General features: G+C 35.7%; 19 protein-coding genes. 8 read left to right on the top strand and 11 right to left on the bottom strand.

What is annotated here, in order from left to right; all coding sequences use genetic code 11:
• Positions 1-206 precede the first annotated feature (206 nt).
• From BMX24_RS07545 to BMX24_RS07520, 6 genes are all read right to left on the bottom strand, one after another.
• Positions 207-1,562, bottom strand: coding sequence for a M28 family peptidase (locus BMX24_RS07545; protein WP_089791424.1), 1,356 nt, complete (start codon positions 1,560-1,562; stop codon positions 207-209).
• A 1-nt stretch (position 1,563) separates the two neighbouring features.
• The gene (locus tag BMX24_RS07540) at positions 1,564-2,970 is read right to left on the bottom strand and encodes a M28 family peptidase (protein WP_089791423.1); all 1,407 of its coding nucleotides are present in this window, start codon (positions 2,968-2,970) and stop codon (positions 1,564-1,566) included.
• A 55-nt stretch (positions 2,971-3,025) separates the two neighbouring features.
• Positions 3,026-4,270, bottom strand: coding sequence for a DUF1015 domain-containing protein (locus BMX24_RS07535; protein WP_089791422.1), 1,245 nt, complete (start codon positions 4,268-4,270; stop codon positions 3,026-3,028).
• 3 nt (positions 4,271-4,273) lie between these two features.
• Entirely contained in the window at positions 4,274-5,239 is a 966-nt protein-coding gene (locus tag BMX24_RS07530) for a D-2-hydroxyacid dehydrogenase (protein WP_089791421.1), read from the bottom strand.
• Between the two features lie 124 nt (positions 5,240-5,363).
• Positions 5,364-6,428, bottom strand: a complete 1,065-nt coding sequence (gene serC, locus BMX24_RS07525; RefSeq protein WP_089791420.1) for a 3-phosphoserine/phosphohydroxythreonine transaminase — start codon at positions 6,426-6,428, stop codon at positions 5,364-5,366.
• A gap of 126 nt (positions 6,429-6,554) precedes the next feature.
• A complete protein-coding gene (locus BMX24_RS07520) occupies positions 6,555-6,905 on the bottom strand; it encodes a 4Fe-4S binding protein (RefSeq protein ID WP_029292947.1) in 351 nt (116 codons plus the stop codon).
• Positions 6,906-6,964: 59 nt separating this feature from the next.
• On the opposite strand from BMX24_RS07520, the gene BMX24_RS07515 reads away from it, so the two are divergent.
• The 4 genes from BMX24_RS07515 to BMX24_RS07500 all read left to right on the top strand — a co-directional run bounded on the left by BMX24_RS07515 (position 6,965) and on the right by BMX24_RS07500 (position 10,212).
• A complete protein-coding gene (locus BMX24_RS07515) occupies positions 6,965-7,999 on the top strand; it encodes an acyl-CoA reductase (protein ID WP_089791419.1) in 1,035 nt (344 codons plus the stop codon).
• Between the two features lie 37 nt (positions 8,000-8,036).
• Positions 8,037-8,486 (top strand): hypothetical protein, encoded by a 450-nt coding sequence (locus BMX24_RS07510; RefSeq protein ID WP_089791418.1) that lies wholly within the window; start codon positions 8,037-8,039, stop codon positions 8,484-8,486.
• Positions 8,487-8,547: 61 nt separating this feature from the next.
• The gene (locus tag BMX24_RS07505) at positions 8,548-9,492 is read left to right on the top strand and encodes a hypothetical protein (protein WP_089791417.1); all 945 of its coding nucleotides are present in this window, start codon (positions 8,548-8,550) and stop codon (positions 9,490-9,492) included.
• Between the two features lie 33 nt (positions 9,493-9,525).
• Complete coding sequence (locus BMX24_RS07500) at positions 9,526-10,212, top strand: Bax inhibitor-1/YccA family protein (protein WP_089791416.1); 687 nt, start codon at positions 9,526-9,528, stop codon at positions 10,210-10,212.
• 191 nt (positions 10,213-10,403) lie between these two features.
• On the opposite strand, the gene BMX24_RS07495 is transcribed toward BMX24_RS07500, so the two are convergent.
• From BMX24_RS07495 to BMX24_RS07475, 5 genes are all read right to left on the bottom strand, one after another.
• Entirely contained in the window at positions 10,404-10,652 is a 249-nt protein-coding gene (locus tag BMX24_RS07495) for a DUF6952 family protein (RefSeq protein WP_002980002.1), read from the bottom strand.
• A complete protein-coding gene (locus tag BMX24_RS07490) occupies positions 10,652-10,957 on the bottom strand; it encodes a thioredoxin family protein (protein ID WP_089791415.1) in 306 nt (101 codons plus the stop codon). The genes BMX24_RS07495 and BMX24_RS07490 overlap by 1 nt, the downstream gene beginning before the upstream one ends.
• A 123-nt stretch (positions 10,958-11,080) precedes the next feature.
• Complete coding sequence (locus tag BMX24_RS07485; protein WP_089791414.1) at positions 11,081-11,713, bottom strand: peroxiredoxin; 633 nt, start codon at positions 11,711-11,713, stop codon at positions 11,081-11,083.
• 150 nt (positions 11,714-11,863) lie between these two features.
• Entirely contained in the window at positions 11,864-14,803 is a 2,940-nt protein-coding gene (locus BMX24_RS07480) for a M16 family metallopeptidase (protein ID WP_089791413.1), read from the bottom strand.
• 111 nt (positions 14,804-14,914) lie between these two features.
• Positions 14,915-16,108 (bottom strand): pyridoxal phosphate-dependent aminotransferase, encoded by a 1,194-nt coding sequence (locus tag BMX24_RS07475; protein ID WP_089791412.1) that lies wholly within the window; start codon positions 16,106-16,108, stop codon positions 14,915-14,917.
• Between the two features lie 191 nt (positions 16,109-16,299).
• Here BMX24_RS07475 and rsmG point away from each other — a divergent pair, with 191 nt between their 5' ends.
• The 4 genes from rsmG (at position 16,300) to BMX24_RS07455 (ending at position 20,636) form a co-directional block, all read left to right on the top strand.
• On the top strand, positions 16,300-16,935 hold the full coding sequence (gene rsmG / locus BMX24_RS07470) for a 16S rRNA (guanine(527)-N(7))-methyltransferase RsmG (protein ID WP_089791411.1): 636 nt from the start codon (positions 16,300-16,302) through the stop codon (positions 16,933-16,935).
• Between the two features lie 62 nt (positions 16,936-16,997).
• Complete coding sequence (locus tag BMX24_RS07465) at positions 16,998-17,405, top strand: hypothetical protein (RefSeq protein WP_089791410.1); 408 nt, start codon at positions 16,998-17,000, stop codon at positions 17,403-17,405.
• A 4-nt stretch (positions 17,406-17,409) separates the two neighbouring features.
• Positions 17,410-17,946, top strand: coding sequence for a DUF922 domain-containing protein (locus BMX24_RS07460; protein WP_089791409.1), 537 nt, complete (start codon positions 17,410-17,412; stop codon positions 17,944-17,946).
• Positions 17,943-20,636: a PD-(D/E)XK nuclease family protein gene (locus BMX24_RS07455; RefSeq protein ID WP_089791408.1), complete on the top strand. Its 2,694-nt coding sequence runs from the start codon at positions 17,943-17,945 to the stop codon at positions 20,634-20,636. Before BMX24_RS07460 ends, BMX24_RS07455 begins: the two co-directional genes overlap by 4 nt.
• Positions 20,637-20,643 lie beyond the last annotated feature (7 nt).

Raw genomic sequence — 20,643 nt, 5'->3', positions numbered from 1 at the left:
ACAGTTAGAAAAACAAAACAATTAAATTATCAATCAATATCCTTTCAACCATACAGATCCTTCCAGAAAGACATAACGCTGTCATGCTGAGCGTGGATCAGTCGAAGTATCTACTACAAATAGATTCCTCCTTTGTTGGAATGACAGGAGAGTAACAAATAGGATTAAAAAGTACAAAAAAACCGCCCCTAAAAGGCGGTTACATATTACCAATTCTTATCAATCATATAAATAAGCTGCGTCATGGCAACGGCGCCCAGCAGCAATTCTCTTCGGTTGACCTTGTCGAAAGTATCTTCCACTGTGTGATGGATGTCGAAATACCGTTGAGAATCCGGAACCAGCTCTGCCGTAGGAACACCCATGGCATGAAGAGGACTGATATCCGCACCGGAATAGGTACCTTCAAAGTGATAAACCCCATAAGGAAAAAACAAATTAGACCATGATTTGATCTGCTTTCTTTTTTCATCGTCCATTTCCAGGGAAACTCCTCTCGGAGCGAAACCTCCTGCATCAGATTCTATCGCGAAAAGGTGTTTTTCATTATTATCTTTCGCTGTTTTCCCATATTGGATGCCTCCTTTTAAGCCATTTTCTTCATTGGCAAAACAAACAACACGAATGGTATGGTTATTCGGAATTCCCATTTTTTTGAAAGTCCTCAACACTTCAATACTCTGAACAATTCCGGCTCCGTCATCATGTGCGCCTTCGCCAACATCCCAGGAATCAAGGTGACCGCCAACAACGATGACATTTTTATCCTTTTTACCAGTAATTTCACCAATCACGGAATGGGAAAGTTTTTCCCCTTTCATTCCGCAGTTGGAGTTCAGTTTTGCGGTTATTTTTTGAGATTTTAAAAGTACTTCCAATTCATCCGCAGTGGTGTTTCCAATCGCAACAGCCGGGATTTTATTGTCGTTTTCATAACGCATCGCTCCTGTGTGTGGCACATCGTCAAAAGCCGAAGAAAGTGAACGTATGATTGCAAATTTTCCTCCTTTTTTCGCAGCCAGAGAAGCTGCATTCACCCTATATTTTGCCGCATCACCATATCCTTTAAAAGTTTCGATGAAAGTCTGACTAAAAGGGTAGTTGAAGAAAACAATCTTATCTTTTACCTTTTCATTAGGAAGTTTTTCGTATTCTTCAAGAGATTTTACCATGATAATTTCTCCGGAAATATCTTTTCCGCCTGTTCCTTCTGAATTTCCCAGAGAGAGCATTTTCAGGTTTCTCCATTTTCCGTCCTGGGTTTTTATCTGTAAAGATTCTTTTCCTCTTACCCAAACCGGAATCATGACTTCCTGAAGCCATACTTTGTCAGCACCGGCTTCACGGAGCTTTTGTTCTGCCCATTTTACGGACTTTTCATACGCTTCGGAACCGCTCAAACGGTGACCGATATTTTTAGTTAAATCTTTTAATTCGGTGTAACTTTTACCGTTATTCAGAATTTCTTTAGAAATTTCTGCAAATTGTATGGAGTCCTGCTTTGTCTGGCCAAAAATTGTAATGCTCAGAAGAAGTAATGACGTTCCTAATATCTTTTTCATTCTACCAATTTTTATCAATCATAAAGATCATTTGTGTCATGGCAACTGCACCTAGAAGAAGCTCTCTCTTGTTTACTTTGTCGAAAGTATCTTCTACAGAGTGGTGGTAATCGAAATATCTTTGGGTGTCTACAACGAGCTCAGCCAAAGGAATATCCAGCTTTTTCAGAGGAGAAACATCCTGAATGGCATCTGTCTGGTCAAAATCATAAACCCCGTAAGGAAGGAAATATTCTTTCCATGGAAAAATCAATCTTCTTCTTTGTGGCGACATATCCAGTGAAAATCCTCTTGGTGAGTAGCCTCCTGCATCCGTTCCCAAAGCAAAAATATGCTTTTCCTCTTTTTTCTTTACATAGGCAGCATACATTTCGCGTCCCTGTCCGCCGTTTTCACTGTTGGCAAACAGTACAACCCTGATTGTATGATTATTTTCAAAGCCAAGTGCTTTTAATGTTCTTAAAACTTCGATACATTGTACAACCCCGGTTCCGTCGTCAATTGCGCCTTCTCCAAAATCCCAGGAATCGAGCTGGGCTCCCAAAAGAATCACTTTAGAATCTTTTTTACCCGGAATTTCAGCAATGATATTCGGATTGGTAGTGTCGCCTTTTGATTCGGCGGTCATGTTGAGCTTTGCGATGACTTTTTGCTTTTTTAATAGCTTTTCAAGTTCGTCCGCAGATCTTACCCCGATCGATAAAGCAGGAATTTTCACCTTATCATCTGGCTCATAGTAGATCATTTTAGCATGGGGTATATCGTCATTAGCGGTCGTTAAAGATCTTATAATTAAAGCTTTTGCTCCTGTTTTAGCAATCACAGAAGCGGAAATTAATTTTGATTTTGCAGTAATTAAATATGAATCGCTGGTGTTGATGATTTTCGGATCCATCGGAAGATTCACGAAGACGATTTTGTCTTTTAATTGTCCTACGGATAAGGCATTAAGCTCAGAAGTGCTGTTAATTAAAACAATTTCTCCGGTAAGATCTTTTCCACCAGTTCCTTCCGAGTTTCCGAAAGATAACATTCTGATGTTTTTCCAGTCTCCGTTTCCTGCTTTTATCTGCAAAGATTCTTTTCCCCTGATCCAGACCGGAGCTTTTGCTTCCTGTCTCCAAATCATTTCAATGCCGATCTCCTTAAACTTTTTTTCTGCCCATTCTACGGCTTTTGTATAGCCGGGAGTAGCGCTGAAACGGGATCCGATCCCTTTCGTGAGTTCTCCAAGGTTATTATATGCGGTTCCGTTGGTCATGATTTCGTCTGAAATCTTTTTAAATTCATCATGATAGTTGAATTTTGCAGCGACCGTTGTCTTTTTTGCCGGTTTTTTCTGAGGTTTTTTTTGAGAAAATAAAAATCCACCCAAAAAGAGTGGAATTATAATGAAGATTTTTTTCATTTTTTATTTACCTTTTCTTTTTCCGTGATAAAAGTAGGGAAAAAATAGTAATTTTTTAAGGTTTCATATCATACATTAACAATGCAGTAACGAGTTTTGGCTCGATAAATGTACATTTTGGAGGCATACTCAGTTTTAAATCTGAAATTTTAATCATATCATTAAAACTTACAGGAAAAATTCCGAATCCTACTTTTCCTTCTCCGCTGTCGATTTTTTCTTTGATCTGGTTGATTCCTTCAATGGTTGAAGTTCCTTTTATATAAGAAATTTTTTCTGAACTGTCCGGATCTTCAATTTTTAAAATATCCTTAAAAATATATTTGTCCAGAAGATGATGATCCAGATTATCCAGAGACATTTCCTTTGAACGCAGATCGTGCTTTACGTGAAGAGAATAAAATTTCCCGTCCAGATACATCGAAAGGTGGAATTTCTGAGAAGGGTAATATGCCGTTTCTCCTTTTTCGTGAATTAAAAAATATTTTTCCAATTCTTTCAGAAACACTTCACTCGACAGGCCATTAAGATCGGTCACAACTCTGTTGTAGTCGTGGATTTTAATAGACTGGTTGGAAACTATGAAACTGTACACGAAATTGTAAAGCTCGGTACCGTTATGTCTTTTATTTTTATCTTTATGATATTTGGCATTCAGCGCGGTAGATCCGATTCTGTGGTGTCCGTCTGCGATGTAGAAAGAGTCGATCTGGTCGATAACTTCCTTAAACTGCTGAAGTTTCAAACGGTTGTCGATTCTCCAGATTTTATGTCTGATTCCTTTAGAATCTACATGGTTGAAGATCGGAACATTCTTTTCTTCATGGTTCATCAGCAATTCGATCTTAGAATTGGCAGGGTAGGTAAGCAGTACAGGTTCCGCCTGAAGGTTTACTTTTTCAAGGTAATGAGCCAGCTTTTCCTTCTTTTGGGGAATTGTACTTTCATGTCTTTTGATTTTACCACTCCAGAAATCTTCGATACTTGCCAGCCCGAGAAGTCCTCTGAAAACCTGTTTGCTGGGATAGATCTGCTCATAAAGATAGTACGCCGAATTATCCTGTACGAGTTTGTTTTCGTCCAGAAGCTCTTCGAATGTCGACCGGATTTTCCTTAGATTCCGGTCAATATCTTTGGATTTACTTACAACATACGGTTTTATCATGTTGATGTAAGTGTTTTCAACTTGGGCTTTCTCCGCTATTTCTTCCTGTGTAAAATTGTCCAAAGGATGAGTAGGGAAGGTGCTTTCATAGTCTTTATGAGGTCTTATTCCACGGAAAGGTTTAAAAACAGGCATATTTTATTGTATAGTTTCTTTTTTAAGCTTAATAATTTGTTCTGCAAGTTCGACTCCTATTTTCTCCTGCGCATCCACCGTATTTCCTCCGACGTGCGGAGAAAGTGACAGGGCAGGATTCATAAGTATAAGTACTTCCGGATTAGGTTCTTTTTCAAAAACATCCAGTGCGGCTCCCGCTACTTTTTCCGATTCTATAAAATCAATCAGAGCAACTTCATTGATGACTCCACCTCTTGCAGTATTTACAATATAGACTCCATCTTTCATTTTCTCAAACTGAGGCGTGTCTATGATATATTCGTTCGTTTTCGGAGTATTAATACTGATAAAATCTGCATCCTTCAGGAAAGCATCCATATCATTGGTGGAAGTAATCTCAAAGTTCACCGACTGTCCGTCGAAAAAACTTAACGTAAGAACTTCCGTTTTAGGTTTTCTTGTTAACACTTTAACCTTCATTCCTAAAGCAATTCCCATCTTCACCACTTCCTGACCGATACTTCCAAACCCGATAACTCCTAACGTTTTCCCTGAAAGTTCGTACGCTTTGCTGAACGATTTTTTCATGGCATTGAAATGGGTTTCTCCTTCCAATGGCATCAATCTGTTGGATTCGTGAAGGAATCTTGCCAGAGAAAAGAAATGTCCGAAAACCAATTCGGCCACCGATTTTGAAGATGCAGTCGGGGTATTGATGACTTTAATCCCTTTACTTTTTGCATATTCTACATCGATATTATCCATTCCGATGCCTCCTCTTCCGATAATTTTCAAGCTTGGGCAAGCATCAATCACATCCTGTTTTACCTTTGTAGCACTTCTTACCAGAAGAACGTCTACATTGTTTTCGTTTATGAAATTAATCACATGATCCTGTGCAACTCTGTTGTCCAGCACTTCAATTCCTGCATCTTTCAATGCCTGTTCTCCCGCTTTCGAAATTCCGTCGTTAGCTAAAACTTTCATGGTTTTTTATTTAATTTAAAAATTTAAAGACTGCGTTATTTAAAAATTTAAATAGTTGCGCAAATTAAGAAAATTTAAAATAATACTCAATAATCTTTAAATGTTTGATTTTTAAATCTTTAAATTACTTAATTGACTTCATGACATCCACCAAGACCTGTACACTTTCAATCGGTAGAGCATTGTATAAACTTGCTCTGTAACCGCCCAAACTTCTGTGTCCGTTCAGCCCGCTGATTCCTGCAGCTTTCCATGCGTTGTCGAATTCTTCTTTTTTGCTTTCGTCTATTAATTTGAAAGAAACATTCATTAACGAACGATCTTCTTTCACACAGAATGTTTCAAACAATGGATTGCTGTCGATTTCGTCGTATAAAAGTTTTGCTTTTGCTTCATTTCTTCCTTCAGCAGCGGCAATTCCACCATTGTTTTCCAAATGTTGTAACGTCAGTAAAGACGCATAAACAGGGAAAACCGGCGGCGTGTTGTACATCGATTCTTTAGCAATATGTTGAGAATAGTCAAGCATTGAAAGCATATTTTCTCTTCCTGTTTTTCCAAGAATTTCTTTTTTTACAACTACTAAAGTGACTCCTGCAGGCCCCATATTTTTCTGAGCTCCGGCGTAGATCAAATCAAATTTTGAAAAATCAAGCTGTCTTGAGAAGATATCAGAACTCATGTCACAAACCATTAAAGTATCCACTTCCGGGAAAGACTTCATTTGAGTTCCGTAGATGGTATTATTGGACGTACAGTGAAAATAATCGTATTCTGAACCCACTGTATAACCTTTCGGGATAAAAGAGTAGTTTTCTTCTTTTGATGAGCCTACAACGTCTACTGTTCCTAATTTTTTTGCTTCTTTAATAGCTCCGGCTGCCCAGGTTCCTGTGTCAAGATAAGCAGCTTTTCCGCCCACTTTAAGCAAATTGTAAGGAACCATCGCAAACTGCAAGCTGGCACCACCTCCTAAATATAAGACTTCATAGTCGTCACCAAGATTCATTAATCTTTTTACAATTGCACGTGCTTCGTCCATTACGGCAACAAAATCCTTACTTCTGTGTGAAATTTCAAGAAGCGAAAGTCCGATTCCGTTGAAATCCAAAATCGCCTGTGCCGATTTTTCGAATACTTCCTGAGGTAAAATGCATGGTCCTGCGCTAAAGTTGTGCTTTTTGCTCATATTTTTATTTTTTTTGGTTTGCTGTGAAAGTTTTTCACTTTACAGCTTTATTTTTAGTTTCTTATTAAGATTTTTTGTGTTTTTGTATATAAAAAACCGTCTCATGGTGAATGAGACGGCAGTTTTTTATTCTCCGTGTAAGAATGCTTTTTTATTAAGCAGTGCTTCTTCCGATTCTACATGATCTTCATCTGGCACACAGCAATCGACAGGGCAAACTGCCGCACACTGTGGCTCCTCATGGAAACCTTTGCACTCGGTACATTTGTCGGTAACGATAAAATAAACATCATCACTTACAGGTTCCTGTGGTGCATCTGCATCTACTGTCAGGCCTGACGTGAGTGTCACCGTACCTTTAAGTTCAGTTCCTTCTGAAGCTTTCCAATCTACTGCTCCTTCATAAATTGCATTATTTGGACATTCCGGTTCGCAGGCTCCACAATTAATGCATTCATCAGTTATTTTAATAGCCATCGCTAATTTTTTTTAAATTTGCACAAAATTACAAAATATTCCCCAATTTTACAGTAATTATGAATATCGAAAATCAAGTTTTAGGACTTACAAGACTTAGTGATTATATAAAAGAGTTTTTAGCAAAGAATCCGGAAAATTATAGTGAAAATGATTCTGATTTTGAGCTTTTGTTGAAGAAATCGGAAATTGAAAATCCGTGGTTTACTCTTGAAAATCAGAAATTTGCTTTGCAACAGTGGGCAGATCTGTTGACAGAGGAAAACATAAATAACTGGATTAAAGAATATTCCATCTCGAAAATCTCAAAAAGAGTAGGGCTGATCCTGGCCGGAAATATTCCATTGGTGGGATTTCATGATGTGATGTCTGTGGTATTGAGCAATCATATTCCGGTGATCAAATTATCTTCAAAAGACCGGTATATGATCCCGTTTTTATTAAAAAAATGGAAGGAATTTTCTGACAATCAGGTTGAGTTTGAGTTTGTTGAAAGATTGGAAAACTTCGATGCTGTGATTGCAACGGGAAGTAATAATACGGCGAGATATCTGGAATATTACTTTAAAAATCATTTAAACATCATCAGAAAAAACAGAACATCGATCGCTGTATTGAAAGGTGATGAAACGACAGAAGAATTGCAGCTTTTGGCGAAAGATATTTTCCAGTATTTTGGTTTAGGCTGTAGAAATGTAACCAGATTGTTTATTCCGCAGGATTTTGTAATTGACAAGTTATTTGAAAACTTTTTAAATTACCAGGATATTATCAATCATAATAAATATGCCAACAATTATGAGTACAACAGGGCAGTTTATCTTTTAAATCAGGAAAAATTCTGGGATAATAATTTTGTTATGATGAAAGAAGATGAAAAACTTTTCAGTCCGCTTTCTGTAATTAATTTTAGCAGATATTCGTCTTTGGATGAAGTGAAAAACTTTATTGCCGAAAATGAAGAAAATATTCAATGTGTTGTGGCGAAGGAAGAACTGGGATTAAACTCTGTGAAATTGGGAGAAGCTCAAAACCCCGGTTTAGATGTTTATGCTGATAATGTGGATACGATGAAATTTTTATCGGTAATATAATTCTTCGTATCTTGCTTCAACAATCATAAAATTTAGCATGAAAAAATTACTTCTGATATTTGCTGTCGCAGCCTTTCAATTGGGGTTTTCTCAACAAAAAGGAAATGTGAGAATTGTTGAAAGCAAGAAAATAGAATTCACTTCCGAGCTGAGTAAGGATAAAATCGATCTGTATAATCAATCATTTTCAAAATTTGTTGCTGCACTGAAGGCTTCAGACCGACAGGCAATCAGTAACTTGCTGTCGGACAAAGTGAAAGATGTGGTGACAGAAAATGTTATTCAACAATTGTCCGGTGGCATCAGTTTTGAAAGAAAAACGGAAGTGTACAAATCCGGTTATCAGAAATTACTAGATAACGAGACGTATCCCGGAATTCAGTATAAATATGTTGATGACTCATCCAATCCGCCGAGAGATATTATTACGGTGATTTTTGAAAATGACGGGAAGATTCTTGGGGTGAAGCCGGAGTATAGTAAATAAATTATGAGTAATAGGTAATGAGTAATTTTTATTATTTATTATTAAGAATATTAAAACACAAATGAAAGTGAAAATTTTAGGTTTTCTTCTAATAAGTCAATTTTATTTATCACAAAATATTATTCAAGCAGATATTCAAGGGAAAAAATTAGACTATTTTGTTCAATTAGAAAATAAACTTGGAAGTAAAATCTATAAAACTGATGAAGAACATATTTCTTCAGGAGAAGTTCTTCAACCTGTAATTTTTGAACGAAAAGAAAAAGACATTCCCAATCTGCTGGTTTTTTATACACCTAATAAAAAAGATTCTACAATTTCAGAAATCCTTTATGAATGGGATGTTTATAATTTTGATAAAGGAGATAATGTAAAAAAAACATTAAGCTTTAATAAAGCAATGATCAAAAAATATTATCAACTTGTAGATGAAGTTTCTAAGAAATATGGTAAAAGTATTCAGAAAGGAAATTTAGAAAAATTAGAATTACTTAATGCAGAAGATGGGCTTGAAAGAAGTGACAATTGGGAAATCAATAAAAATTTAAAAATAAATTCTTATATAATATTATCAGAATATTATGAAAAGAATGGAATGGTAACAACAACGCCTACTCACAAAATACGATTGTATGTCACCAATGGAGATGAAAATGAAAAAGATATTTTAAGTGAAGAAAAAATAAAATTATTTAATGATGAATTTTTAAAATTTATTGATAAACTCAAAACATCTGATTTTAATGAAGTTCGAAACTTTCTTTCCGAAAAGATTAGAAGTTCTACAACAGATGAAGTCCTTAAAAATTTAATTAAAAATACTCATTTTGAGAAAAAAGTAGAAATCTTTATGACTGGCTATCAAATAATAAACGATGGTAATCAATATCCGATGCTTCAATACAAATATGTAGAAGACGATTTCCCGCCAAACGAAATTATCACTGTTCTTTTTGAAGAGAACGGAAAAATTTTAGGGATTAAGCCAGTTAAAAAAATTGAATAATTATTAATATATTTAAAGTAAAATTAAACAATTATGATGACAGATGTTTTAGTCGCTCATTCTTCGGATGTAGAAAAGGCGAGCTTTTACAAGAAGACGTATTTACACGTTGCTTTATCGATCTTAGCATTTATCGGTGTTGAGACAATTTTGTTAAAAATTGTTCCTGAAAGATTGATTATCGCCATGTTTGCCCAGAGATTCGCATGGTTATTGATTATCGGGGTATTTTGGCTGGCTTCGATTTTAGCCACGAAATGGTCGCTTTCACAGAGCAAACAAATACAATATTTCGGCTTGGCGTTTTACGTTTTGCTTGAGGCGGTGATTTTCCTTCCGTTAATCTACATTGCGGTGGTATATTCCGGAGCGCAGGTGATTTATCAGGCTGCAATGCTTACTATTGCGATGTTTGCAGGGATCTCTGCGGTAGCTTTCACTTCAAAAAGAGATTTTTCTTTCCTTAGAAATATTATTATTATCGGAGGATTTATTTCTTTGGGATTAATCGTTGCCGGAATGATTTTCGGTTTCAACCTTGGGCTTTGGTTCTCGGTAGGAATGGTGATCCTGGCTTCTGCAACTATTTTATATCAAACAAGTAAGCTGAAAGATTCTTACAGTACGAATCAGTATGTAGGTGCTTCTTTACAGCTGTTTGCTTCGATTATGCTTTTGTTCTGGTATATCTTGAGTATTTTGATGAGCAGAAGAAACTAAATTTAGTAATAAGTCATGAATTATAAATGATGAGTGAATCGAAATTTTATAATTCATTTTATAAACCCAAAAAATCCTGATGTCTTTTCATCGGGATTTTATTTTTGGTTGTTTAAACACAAATAACACAATTTTAAATAATAAGATTTGTGCAATTCGTGAAAGTATTCGTGGAAATTAGTGTTTAAACATTATTTGTCAATCGATCCTAAAACCTTTTGAGCAAATGAGTTTAAGGCATCCTTTTCACTCATTCCGTTTTGTACGTTGGCGTGCACTTCAAGCGCTCCGCAGATATTGGTAATTAATTCTCCTGCAACATTTAAATCCTCTTCGCTTGTTCCTCTGAACTCGCAGAAGCTTTCTAAAACTTCAAGCGTTTTTTCAAGGTTTTCAGGAGTCTGATTTTGATAAAACTGTCTGATTACGGGTAACTTCATTATAATTCATTAAATAAATTAATTAAACTTTCAGCCTGATTCGTCTGAACCTGATTCACCAATTCACCGTTTTTGAAAATCGCGAAAGTTGGTAAGTTGTCTACTTTAGCTAATTTTCTGCTTTCCGGTAACTTTTCTGCATCTACGTACAGGAAAGGAATACCATCGTTTTCAGATGCCAATTTCTTGAATTTCGGCTTCATAATTCTGCAATTCCCACACCATGTTGCACCATACTGAACTACAACTTTTTCATTATCGTTTACAATATTTTGCAGCGTATCTTCTGTTAATTCTGTATACATAAATTTATTTTTTAGAATAAAAAATAAACAATGTAACAATCTAAAAATTTATCAATTTAACAATTCAAAAAATGCTTTTAAAATTGTTATACTGTTAGATTGTTACATTGTTAGATTAAAAAATTAGTTTTTCGCTAAATATTCAGCAGTAGAATTTCTGTCAGCTTTCATAGCTTCTTTTCCTTCTTCCCAGTTTGCAGGGCAAACTTCACCGTGCTTCTGAACATGAGTATAAGCGTCGATTAATCTTAAATATTCTTTTACGTTTCTTCCCAAAGGCATATCGTTTACAGACTCGTGGAAAATTTTTCCTGTTTCGTCAACCAAATAGGTTGCTCTGTACGTAACGTTTGAACCTGTGAAAACCTCTTCACCTTCTTCATTGTATTCGAAATCCTGATCAACAATTCCCAATATGTTTGCCAATTGTCTGTGGGTATCAGCCAAAAGCGGGTAAGTAACACCTTCGATACCTCCATTGTCCTTTGATACGTTCAACCAAGCGAAATGTACTTCGTTTGTATCGCAAGAAGCACCGATTACTTTCGTGTTTCTTTTTTCAAATTCACCTAAAGCCTCCTGAAAAGCGTGAAGCTCAGTCGGACATACGAAAGTGAAATCTTTTGGATACCAGAACAAAAGAACTTTTTGTTGGTTTGTTGTAGCTTCTTCAAAGATGTTGATTCTAAGATCATCACCCATTTCAGACATTGCATCTACTGTTACATTCGGGAATTTTTTTCCTACTAAAGACATAATTTTCTCGTTTTTATATTTAAATTTTTCTGATGCAAATATAAAACTATTTCGTCTATCGAACAAGTTGATATTGATAAATAAAATCTATAATTGTTTTTGATCTTGATAGACATAAAAAAGCCCTGAATTCAGGGCTTTTAGTTTATTTTAGTAACCGAATATCTCAGTCAGATTAAGTTTTTTCACCTCGCCGAGTTTCTTCATATCGGCTTCGCTTACTTTATCTTGCGAAGCGACAAGGCAGTATGTATAATTTTTACCTTTCATTTCCTTATCATGGAAGTTATTAATGTCTGTGAAAGATAATTTAGGCGCCTGTTCGTAAACATTTTTCCTGATATCTGTATTATTTCCAAGCTTTTGTGCTCTTAGATAAGAGAAAATAATTCCGTCCTGGGTAATTCTCTCGGAAGCGATAGATTTCTTCAATCCGCTTTTTGCCGTTTCAAACAATTGATCAGATTTCGGAAGCGTAGTTAAAAGCTCGTTCATCGCAACAGTAGATTCATTGAACTTATCCGCTTGAGTTCCGACGTAAGCCATGATCATATCTTTATCCTCTTTCTTGCTCGGAAGAGAGAAATAAGAATACGTAGAATACGCCAAAGCCTTAGACTCTCTGATCGTCTGGAATACCACAGAACCCATTCCGCCACCGAAATAATTGTTAAATAAACTTACCGTCGGCGTTGTATTTACGTTGTAAGGATCACCGTTTCTCACCCAGAAAATCTCCGCCTGCACCATGTCGTAATGAGCAAACAAAACTTTGTTCTTATCAGTCGGGATCTGCGTGAAAGTTTTAGATTTCGGCATATCTTTCAATGAATTCGAAACTTTATGAATCGGTGTCAAAGAAGCTGTTACCTCGTTTCCTGATTTCGGACCGTAATAAAGGACTTTATGTTTAAAATTAAACAAATCATGCAGTACATTCACCAGATCCTCAGCTTTCAAAGCGTCCAGCTCAGCATCACTGAAGGTGTTATTGAAAGGATTTTGAGGGCCATACTGTGCATAGCTTCTTAATCCGGTCATAATGGTGCCTTTATTCTGCTTTGCATTGGCTCTAGATTTTTTCACTCTTGTTTTATAAGCATCCAAAGCTTTTTGATCGGGCTGACAGTTTTTAATTAAATCTTCAAATAAAGCTACTGTTTTATCAAAATTTTCATTTAAACCTTCCAAAGTAACATATGTTTCTTCGTTTCCTGCGCTTACATTGAAGCTGGAAGCAAGTTTGTAAAATTCTTTGCTGATGTCTTCCGAAGATTTATTTTTTGTTCCTAAATATTGCAGATATTCTGCAGCCAAAGGAAGAATTTTATTATTCCATTTTCCTGAATCGAAGTAATAATATAGTCTGAATAAAGAATTGTCTGTATTTTTTACAGAAAGCACATCTACGCTTCCTAATTTATTTTTAGCAATATCTTTATTATAGTCCAGCCAAACGGGAGCAATCGGAGATTCAGGCATTTCATTTACTTTTTTCAGGAACGGTGATTGGTCTTCTCTGTTTACGGAAACCGGAGTAATGGCGGGTTTATCAACTTTTACAATGTTTTTATCTTCACCTTTTCTCTTGTAAACTGCTACGTAATTATTATCCAGAAGGTATTTGGAAGCAAAATCCATGATGTCTTTCTTCGTTATCTTCGAGATTTCATCGATGTAGGCCAGTTGCGTTTTATGATCAACATCAGAAGTAAATTCATCCATCAGCGATTCTGCTCTGGAATTATATTTTTCGTATTTCTGGATAACGTTTTTCTTCTCGTTATTTACAATCGACTGCAAAAGGTCATCAGAAAATTCTCCTTTTCTCAATTTATCAATTTCCTGAAGCAATAATGTTTTCACATCATCCAAAGACTGCCCTTCCGTTGGATTCCCCTGCAGCAAAAGCACCGAATAATCTTTTAAAACATACGGAAAAGCATAAGCACTCAGTAATTTTTGTTTTTTAATTAAATCTAAATCGATCAATCCGGCCTGTCCGTTGGTGAGCATACTTCCAATGAAGTTCAGCATTCTTGCATCCTTCGTCGTTGCACCCGGAAACCTGAATCCGATGGTGATATTTTCCGGATTTGGGCCATAAACTTCCCTGATAATAGGAGCCGTGATCGGTGCTTCGGTTCCTACTTTATATTCAGGCACCGGCTTAGATTTCATATAAGAAAATGCCTTATCAATTTTAGCAATCATCTCATCAGGATTGAAATCTCCGGACATAATGATACCCATATTGTTAGGCACATAATAATTGTTGAAATATTCTCTGATCGCCTTTAATGAAGGGTTTTTCAAATGTTCAACTGTCCCGATTGTGGTCTGTTTTCCATAATTGTTATTGGGGAAAATTGCCGCAAACATGGCTTCGTATACTTTTCTAGGATCATTATCAAGACCTCTGTTTTTTTCTTCATAAACCGCTTCCAGTTCCGTATGGAAAAGTCTCAGGATCGGCTGTCTGAATCTTTCTGCCTGAACCGTCAAAAATTTATCCGCTACATTGGCAGGAATATCTTCCGTATAAACTGTCTGTTCGAAAGAAGTGAAAGCATTGGTTCCATCTGCGCCCATTCCCGACATCATTTTGTCGTATTCGTTAGCGATGGCGTATTTTGAAGCTTCACCGGAAATTTTATCGATTTCCTTGTAAATTTCTTTTCTTTTGGCTTCATCTTTCGTCTGATTATATTTTTCGTAAAGGGCATCGATCTGATCCAAAAGCGGTTTTTCTTTTGCCCAATCCTTCGATCCGAACTGATCCGTACCTTTGAAAAGCATATGTTCAAGGTAGTGCGCAAGACCTGTATGATCCGACGGATCGGTTTTACTTCCTGCCTTTGTAGCAATAAAAGTCTGGATTCTAGGATCTTTTTTTGTCGGACTTAAAATAACCGTTAGGCCGTTTTTTAAAGTATAATATCTTGCTGAAGTAGGGTCGTTCGTTACATATTTATACGAATAGCCGTTAGATGTCGCTTCTTTCCATTGGAAATCCTGTCCGTAAGCATATCCGCAGTAGCTCGCCGCCGCTATGCTTGTAGCAATTGTGATTTTTTTTAAAAAATTCATTTTAATTGATGTTTATTCAGTGTTTTTAATTATTAATTCTAATTTAAAAGTTAACCTCAAAAGATAGTTGAATAAAAATCTTTGAAGCTTTTGTGGTTAAAATAATTTTGTCTAATTAAATTTATCCAACAAATTTTTAATTCTTTTCATCGCTTCAATTAAATCTTCTTCAGAAGCCGCATACGAAAATCTGATGCATTCGGGGCTTCCGAAAGAAACTCCGCCAACGCAGCCTACGTGAGCTTTTTCTAGTAAAAACATGGCGAAATCATCAGAATCTTTGATTTCTGTTCCGTCCAATGTTTTACCGATATAATGAGAAATATCCGGGAAGAAATAAAATGCTGCCTTTGGCAATACCACTTTAAATCCAGGAATTTCTTTAATCAAATCATAAACAAGATCTCTTCTTTTTTTGAAGGCATCGATCATGTATTTATACTCCGAAGGATCGGTTTTTAACGCTACAATTGACGCTCTCTGGGCCATCGTGTTGGCTCCGCTGGTCATTTGCCCCTGGATTTTTTCACACGCTTTTGCCAGCCATTCCGGGCACGCAGAATATCCGATTCTCCATCCTGTCATTGCAAAAGCCTTTGACATTCCGTTGATGACGGCTGTCTGCTCATAAACTTCAGGAAACTGGGCTATCGAAGTAGTTGTCGTTTCGTAGTTGATATATTCGTAGATTTCGTCTGAAATTACCGTTACATGGGGATATTTAGCAATAACTCTTGCCAAAGATTTTAATTCATCATACGTATAATATCCACCGGAAGGGTTACATGGCGAGCTGAACAGAACTGCTTTGGTTTTATCTGTAATAGCTTCCTCTAATTGTTCGGCAGTTACTTTAAAATCAGTTACATATGAAGTTGGAAGCATCACTGAAGTTCCACCCATCATTTTCACCATTTCATCATAGCTTACCCAATACGGATTGGGAAGGATCACTTCATCACCATCGTTGAGAAGTGCCGCCAAAACGTTTAAAATAGCTTGTTTTGCACCGTTTGAAACACAGATTTGTGTTGGTTTGTATTCTAAATTATTATCTCTTTTTAGCTTGTAAGAGATGGCTTCACGAAGTTCTAAAAACCCTGGAACAGGAGAGTAGTGACTGTAGTTTTGATTAATGGCATCGAAAGCCGCCTGTTTAATATTATCAGGAACATCGAAATCGGGCTCGCCCAAAGTTAAACTGATAACGTCTATTCCGTTGGCTTTCATTTCTCTAGCCTTATTTGACATCACGAAAGTTTGTGAGTAACCAAGTCTTTTTACTCTATCTGAAAGTTTGCTCATATAGTTTTTTGCATTTGAACAAATATATAAAAAAACCATGCTCCGAGAAATTTTTGTGCATACGTTAAGCTTTTTTTGATAGAAGTCGGAAGCCGGAAGCTGGAAGTGCCTTTTTGCAGATTAATAACTTCCGGCTTTTTACTTCAAAAAGTTGAAATAAAAACTTATTTTTGCTTTTTATAATAATTTGCATGTCTACAACGTTACTACTAAAATACTTTCCGGATCTTACAGAAAATCAGATTGAACAGTTCAATAAATTGGAGGATTTATACCAAGAATGGAACGAAAAAATCAATGTGATTTCAAGAAAAGATATGGAATCTTTGTATGAAAAACATATTCTACACTCTTTGGGAATTGCAAAAGTAATGGAATTTGAACCCGGAACAAGAGTCCTGGACATCGGAACCGGTGGTGGTTTTCCGGGAATTCCGCTGGCTATTTTGTTTCCGGAATCGACATTTACTTTAATAGATTCCATTGGTAAAAAAATAAGTGTGGTAAATGCTGTAGCAGAAGGTGTTGGTTTGAAAAACGTAACCGCCATTCATGGAAGAGCGGAAAAATTAAAGGAAAAATTCCATTTTGTAGTAAGTCGTGCAGTGACGCAGATGCCGGAATTCTTAAGATGGTTGAAAGGCAAATTTGAAAAAGAACAATTTAATCCCAAACATAACGGAATTTTATATTTAAAAGGGGGAGACCTTGCAGAAGAGCTTGCCGGAATAAAATGTGAAATTTTTAATCTTAAAAACTATTTTGATGAAGAGTTTTTTGATACGAAGAAAGTTGTCTATGTATCAAAAGGTAATTTTAATTCTTAATTTAACATAATTAAGGAATAATTTTTGCATAAAAATTTATTGATAATCAAAATTTTGTTGTTATGAAAAAGCTTTTATATTTTGGATTTTCGACGCTGGTTTTAGGATTATCTATTACTTCATGTAATGACGATGACGATTATCAGACCATCGAATCTATAGATAAGGTAAAGATCGACAGTGTGAGGATAGTGAACGATACCATGGATGTTTTTACCGTTCAGAGTATTAAGACGTATTCTACGTATCCGTCTCATTGTGAGGGTTTTTACGGATATGATTACATTCACACCGACAGTTCCACAAGAACGGTTACGGCTTATAAATACATCACAAACGGGCCGTGTGCACAGGGAAGTTATACGGCGCCGGGCCAGATAAACTTTAGTCCGCAACAGGTTGGTACATATACATTTAAATTCTGGAATGGTGGCAGCAACTGGATCACCAAAACAATTGTAGTTGAGTAGATAAATGAAATGGATTTTTGTAGCTTGTTTTCTGGTTTCCAATGTTTTATTGGGTCAGAAAATATTTTGGGAAGAGGGAAATAAATTAAACTGGAACAATTTTAAAAGTAAAATAAACCGTAAAGGAGGGGATAACGTCGTTGCTTACACCAATTGCGGGTGGATCTATTCGTATGAAAAATCTTCAAATCCGAAAGCTCCCATAAAAATTGAAGTTCAAACCGTTTTCAATGAAGACAAATCATGGAAAGATACAAAGCGCATCAATGATTATGTCTTGTTGCATGAACAGAAGCATTTTGATGCGGCTGAAATTTTTGCAAGAAAATTAAGAAAAGAAATTTCGGAAAAAATAAAGACATCTTCCGATTTTGACAAATATTTTAAAGGTATTTATAGCAAAATCCTTAGACAATACCAGGATTTCCAACGAGCTTATGACGGCGAAACAAAGAATGGAATGGTGGAGGAAAAACAATCAGAATATAATCGTATTATTGCTGAAGAATTAGAAAATTATAAAAGCTATAAAACGTCTTGAAATTCCTCAATAAAATCATCCATGAATTATTAGCACAAAACACGGATTTATCTGCGTTTAACATCGTTTTGCCGGGAAAACGTCCCATTGTTTTTATCAGGCAGATTTTAGAGGAAAACAATTATTCAGGATTTCTTCCCAACTTTTTTACAATCGAGGAACTGATTGTCGATATTGCCGATAAACAGCCTATTCAGGGGATTTCCTTATGGCTTTTTGCTTTCGATGTTTATAAAAGTCTCAATCTCATTCCCAATGATGATTTTGCCGATTTCCTGAAATGGTTTCCCACTTTACAAAAGGATTGGGATGATATTTTAAAGTTCTCTGAAAATGATCAGGTCGTTTTACAGTATATGTTTGACGAAGAAAGGATCAAAGACTGGGCGCAGAATTTGGGCGAAGATGATGATGTGCCAAGAAAAAAATTCCTTAATTTCTGGAAAAACATGAATGTTTTTCTTCCTGTTTTAAAGCAAAAATTAAAGGAAAAAAACTGGGCTACGTCAGGAATGATCCACGAAACAGCGAAAGCTGAAATTGTAAATTTCGCTAAAAATACCCAAGAACTATTCGTTTTTTGTGGCTTCAATGCCTTTACTCCGGTTGAGGAAAAACTCGTACGAAACCTTTTGCAATGGGATAAAGGGCAATGTTTTTTTCAGGCAGACCGTTATTATTTTGATGATGAAAGACAGGAAGCCGGAAAATTTTTAAGGAATCATAAAACATGGAAAGAATTTAATGACCATCGTTTTTTTGAATGGATAGAAGACGACTTCAATCAGCCAAAAAATATTAAAGTTTACGAGGTTTCAGGAAATATTACGCAGACTAAAATTTTACCGGAAATCTTCAAAGAAATTGAAAATAAAACCTATTCGAATACTGCAGTGGTTTTGCTCGATGAGAATCTGCTTCCTGCCAGTCTGGATGTCATGTACAGTGTTCAGAATCTGAATATTACAATGGGGTTTCCGTTGAAGAATCTTTCGTTTTCCAATGCTGTTAAACAGCTTTTTTATCTGCAGAAACAATTAGAAAAAAATAAATCATCTTACTATTACCGTGATATTTTTCCAATTCTTGAAGAGCTTCCGAAATCAGCTGAGGATGAATTGATTATCAATCAGTTTAAATCTAAAATTGAAGAAAGAAATATTGTTTATATCTCAAAAAAATTACTTCACGAGCTTTTACACAATCTTTCTTATTATCATTTGCTTCAGAAAGCAGATTCTACGAATGTATATCTGGATTCATTAATTGCATTTTGCAGACAAATTAAATGGCTGGAAATCGATGATATTCAATATGAAAATGTCTCTCACTTCGAGAATGCCTTTAGGATGATTAAAAACCAGTTGTCTCCTTATCAGTTTGAAATTAAGATGGAAACATTGGAAATTTTAATCAATCAACATATCAACTCTGAAAGTATTGATTTCCAAGGAGAACCGTTGAAAGGACTGCAGATTATGGGGCTTTTGGAAACACGTTTGCTTAATTTTGAAAATGTAATCATGCTGTCGGTAAATGAAGGAAAACTGCCGCTCGGAAATTCGCAAAATACCTACATTCCTTTTGATATCAGGAAGTTTTTTGATCTACATACTTTTCTGGAAAATGACAGTATTTATGCCTATCATTTTTACCGTTTGATACAGGATGCTAAGAACGTTCATTTGCTCTTCAATGCATTGAGTTCCGGGGTGAATACGGGGGAAAAGAGTAGATTTATCACCCAGATCGAGATGGAAAGTTCTCACCAGATCGAGCATCTTATTATTGAAAACTCATCCGAGCCGATCATTATCCAGCCGATCGAAATTTCCAAGACCGATATCGTTTTGGAAAGACTGCAGAAATGGAAAGAAAAAGTTTCCGCTTCGCACCTTACGAGTTACCTTTACAATCCGATAGATTTTTATCTTTCCAAGATTTTAAATACTTCGGAAAGTGATGAAATTGAAGAAGAATTATCCGTTAAAAATTACGGAAATTTAGTGCATTACACACTTCAAGAAATTTATGAAGTATTAAAAGGTAAAGTATTAAAAGAAAATGATTTAAAAGAATCAATTAAAGCAATAGATCAATATATTGAAATTGCTATTGAGAAGCTAAAACATCAGCCGGAATTTTATGAAAAAGGGATGAACTTCATCCATAAAGCCATTGCCAAAAAAGTGATTGAAAGTATTCTTTATCATGATCTGGAATTGGTAAAAAAAGGCAATAAATTAGAAATTCTCGACATCGAAAAACGTTTCGAAAATGTAGATTTTTACCTCGATGAAAATGATAAAATTTCTTTCTTCGGATTCATCGACAGGATTGACAGATTGAACGGAACACTGAGAATTATCGATTATAAAACCGCAAAAATTAAAAACCTTGTCGTAAAAATTGACGAAAATAACGTTGATGAATATTTTCATAACAGTGACAGGAAACAGGCGTTGCAATTATGTATCTATCAATACGTTGTTCAAAACTTACCGGAATTTTGGGGGCTTCCCATCGAAACAGGAATCTGGAGTTTTGCAGAAGCAAAAAAAGGGGTGGTTTCTCTACAGTTTGAAAAGGGAAATATCGATGATGCGATGAAATCTATAAAAAGTCTGATCCAGGAAATTTTAAATCCAGATGTTAATTTTATTGAAGAAATTAAAAGTTATTCAAATTGAGTTAATT

The organism is Chryseobacterium wanjuense (assembly GCF_900111495.1).
GTDB classification, from domain to species: Bacteria; Bacteroidota; Bacteroidia; order Flavobacteriales; family Weeksellaceae; genus Chryseobacterium; species Chryseobacterium wanjuense.
Note: the sequence above shows the minus strand (reverse complement) of the source record. Positions and strands in the feature narration are given on the sequence as shown.

Bases quoted from the DNA above. Each gene is read 5' to 3' on its own strand.
- BMX24_RS07545 (WP_089791424.1), bottom strand. From the start codon at position 1,562: ATGAAAAAGATATTAGGAACGTCATTACTTCTTCTGAGCATTACAATT.
- BMX24_RS07540 (WP_089791423.1), bottom strand. From the start codon at position 2,970: ATGAAAAAAATCTTCATTATAATTCCACTCTTTTTGGGTGGATTTTTA.
- BMX24_RS07535 (WP_089791422.1), bottom strand. From the start codon at position 4,270: ATGCCTGTTTTTAAACCTTTCCGTGGAATAAGACCTCATAAAGACTAT.
- BMX24_RS07530 (WP_089791421.1), bottom strand. From the start codon at position 5,239: ATGAAAGTTTTAGCTAACGACGGAATTTCGAAAGCGGGAGAACAGGCA.
- serC (WP_089791420.1), bottom strand. From the start codon at position 6,428: ATGAGCAAAAAGCACAACTTTAGCGCAGGACCATGCATTTTACCTCAG.
- BMX24_RS07520 (WP_029292947.1), bottom strand. From the start codon at position 6,905: ATGGCTATTAAAATAACTGATGAATGCATTAATTGTGGAGCCTGCGAA.
- BMX24_RS07515 (WP_089791419.1), top strand. From the start codon at position 6,965: ATGAATATCGAAAATCAAGTTTTAGGACTTACAAGACTTAGTGATTAT.
- BMX24_RS07510 (WP_089791418.1), top strand. From the start codon at position 8,037: ATGAAAAAATTACTTCTGATATTTGCTGTCGCAGCCTTTCAATTGGGG.
- BMX24_RS07505 (WP_089791417.1), top strand. From the start codon at position 8,548: ATGAAAGTGAAAATTTTAGGTTTTCTTCTAATAAGTCAATTTTATTTA.
- BMX24_RS07500 (WP_089791416.1), top strand. From the start codon at position 9,526: ATGATGACAGATGTTTTAGTCGCTCATTCTTCGGATGTAGAAAAGGCG.
- BMX24_RS07495 (WP_002980002.1), bottom strand. From the start codon at position 10,652: ATGAAGTTACCCGTAATCAGACAGTTTTATCAAAATCAGACTCCTGAA.
- BMX24_RS07490 (WP_089791415.1), bottom strand. From the start codon at position 10,957: ATGTATACAGAATTAACAGAAGATACGCTGCAAAATATTGTAAACGAT.
- BMX24_RS07485 (WP_089791414.1), bottom strand. From the start codon at position 11,713: ATGTCTTTAGTAGGAAAAAAATTCCCGAATGTAACAGTAGATGCAATG.
- BMX24_RS07480 (WP_089791413.1), bottom strand. From the start codon at position 14,803: ATGAATTTTTTAAAAAAAATCACAATTGCTACAAGCATAGCGGCGGCG.
- BMX24_RS07475 (WP_089791412.1), bottom strand. From the start codon at position 16,108: ATGAGCAAACTTTCAGATAGAGTAAAAAGACTTGGTTACTCACAAACT.
- rsmG (WP_089791411.1), top strand. From the start codon at position 16,300: ATGTCTACAACGTTACTACTAAAATACTTTCCGGATCTTACAGAAAAT.
- BMX24_RS07465 (WP_089791410.1), top strand. From the start codon at position 16,998: ATGAAAAAGCTTTTATATTTTGGATTTTCGACGCTGGTTTTAGGATTA.
- BMX24_RS07460 (WP_089791409.1), top strand. From the start codon at position 17,410: ATGAAATGGATTTTTGTAGCTTGTTTTCTGGTTTCCAATGTTTTATTG.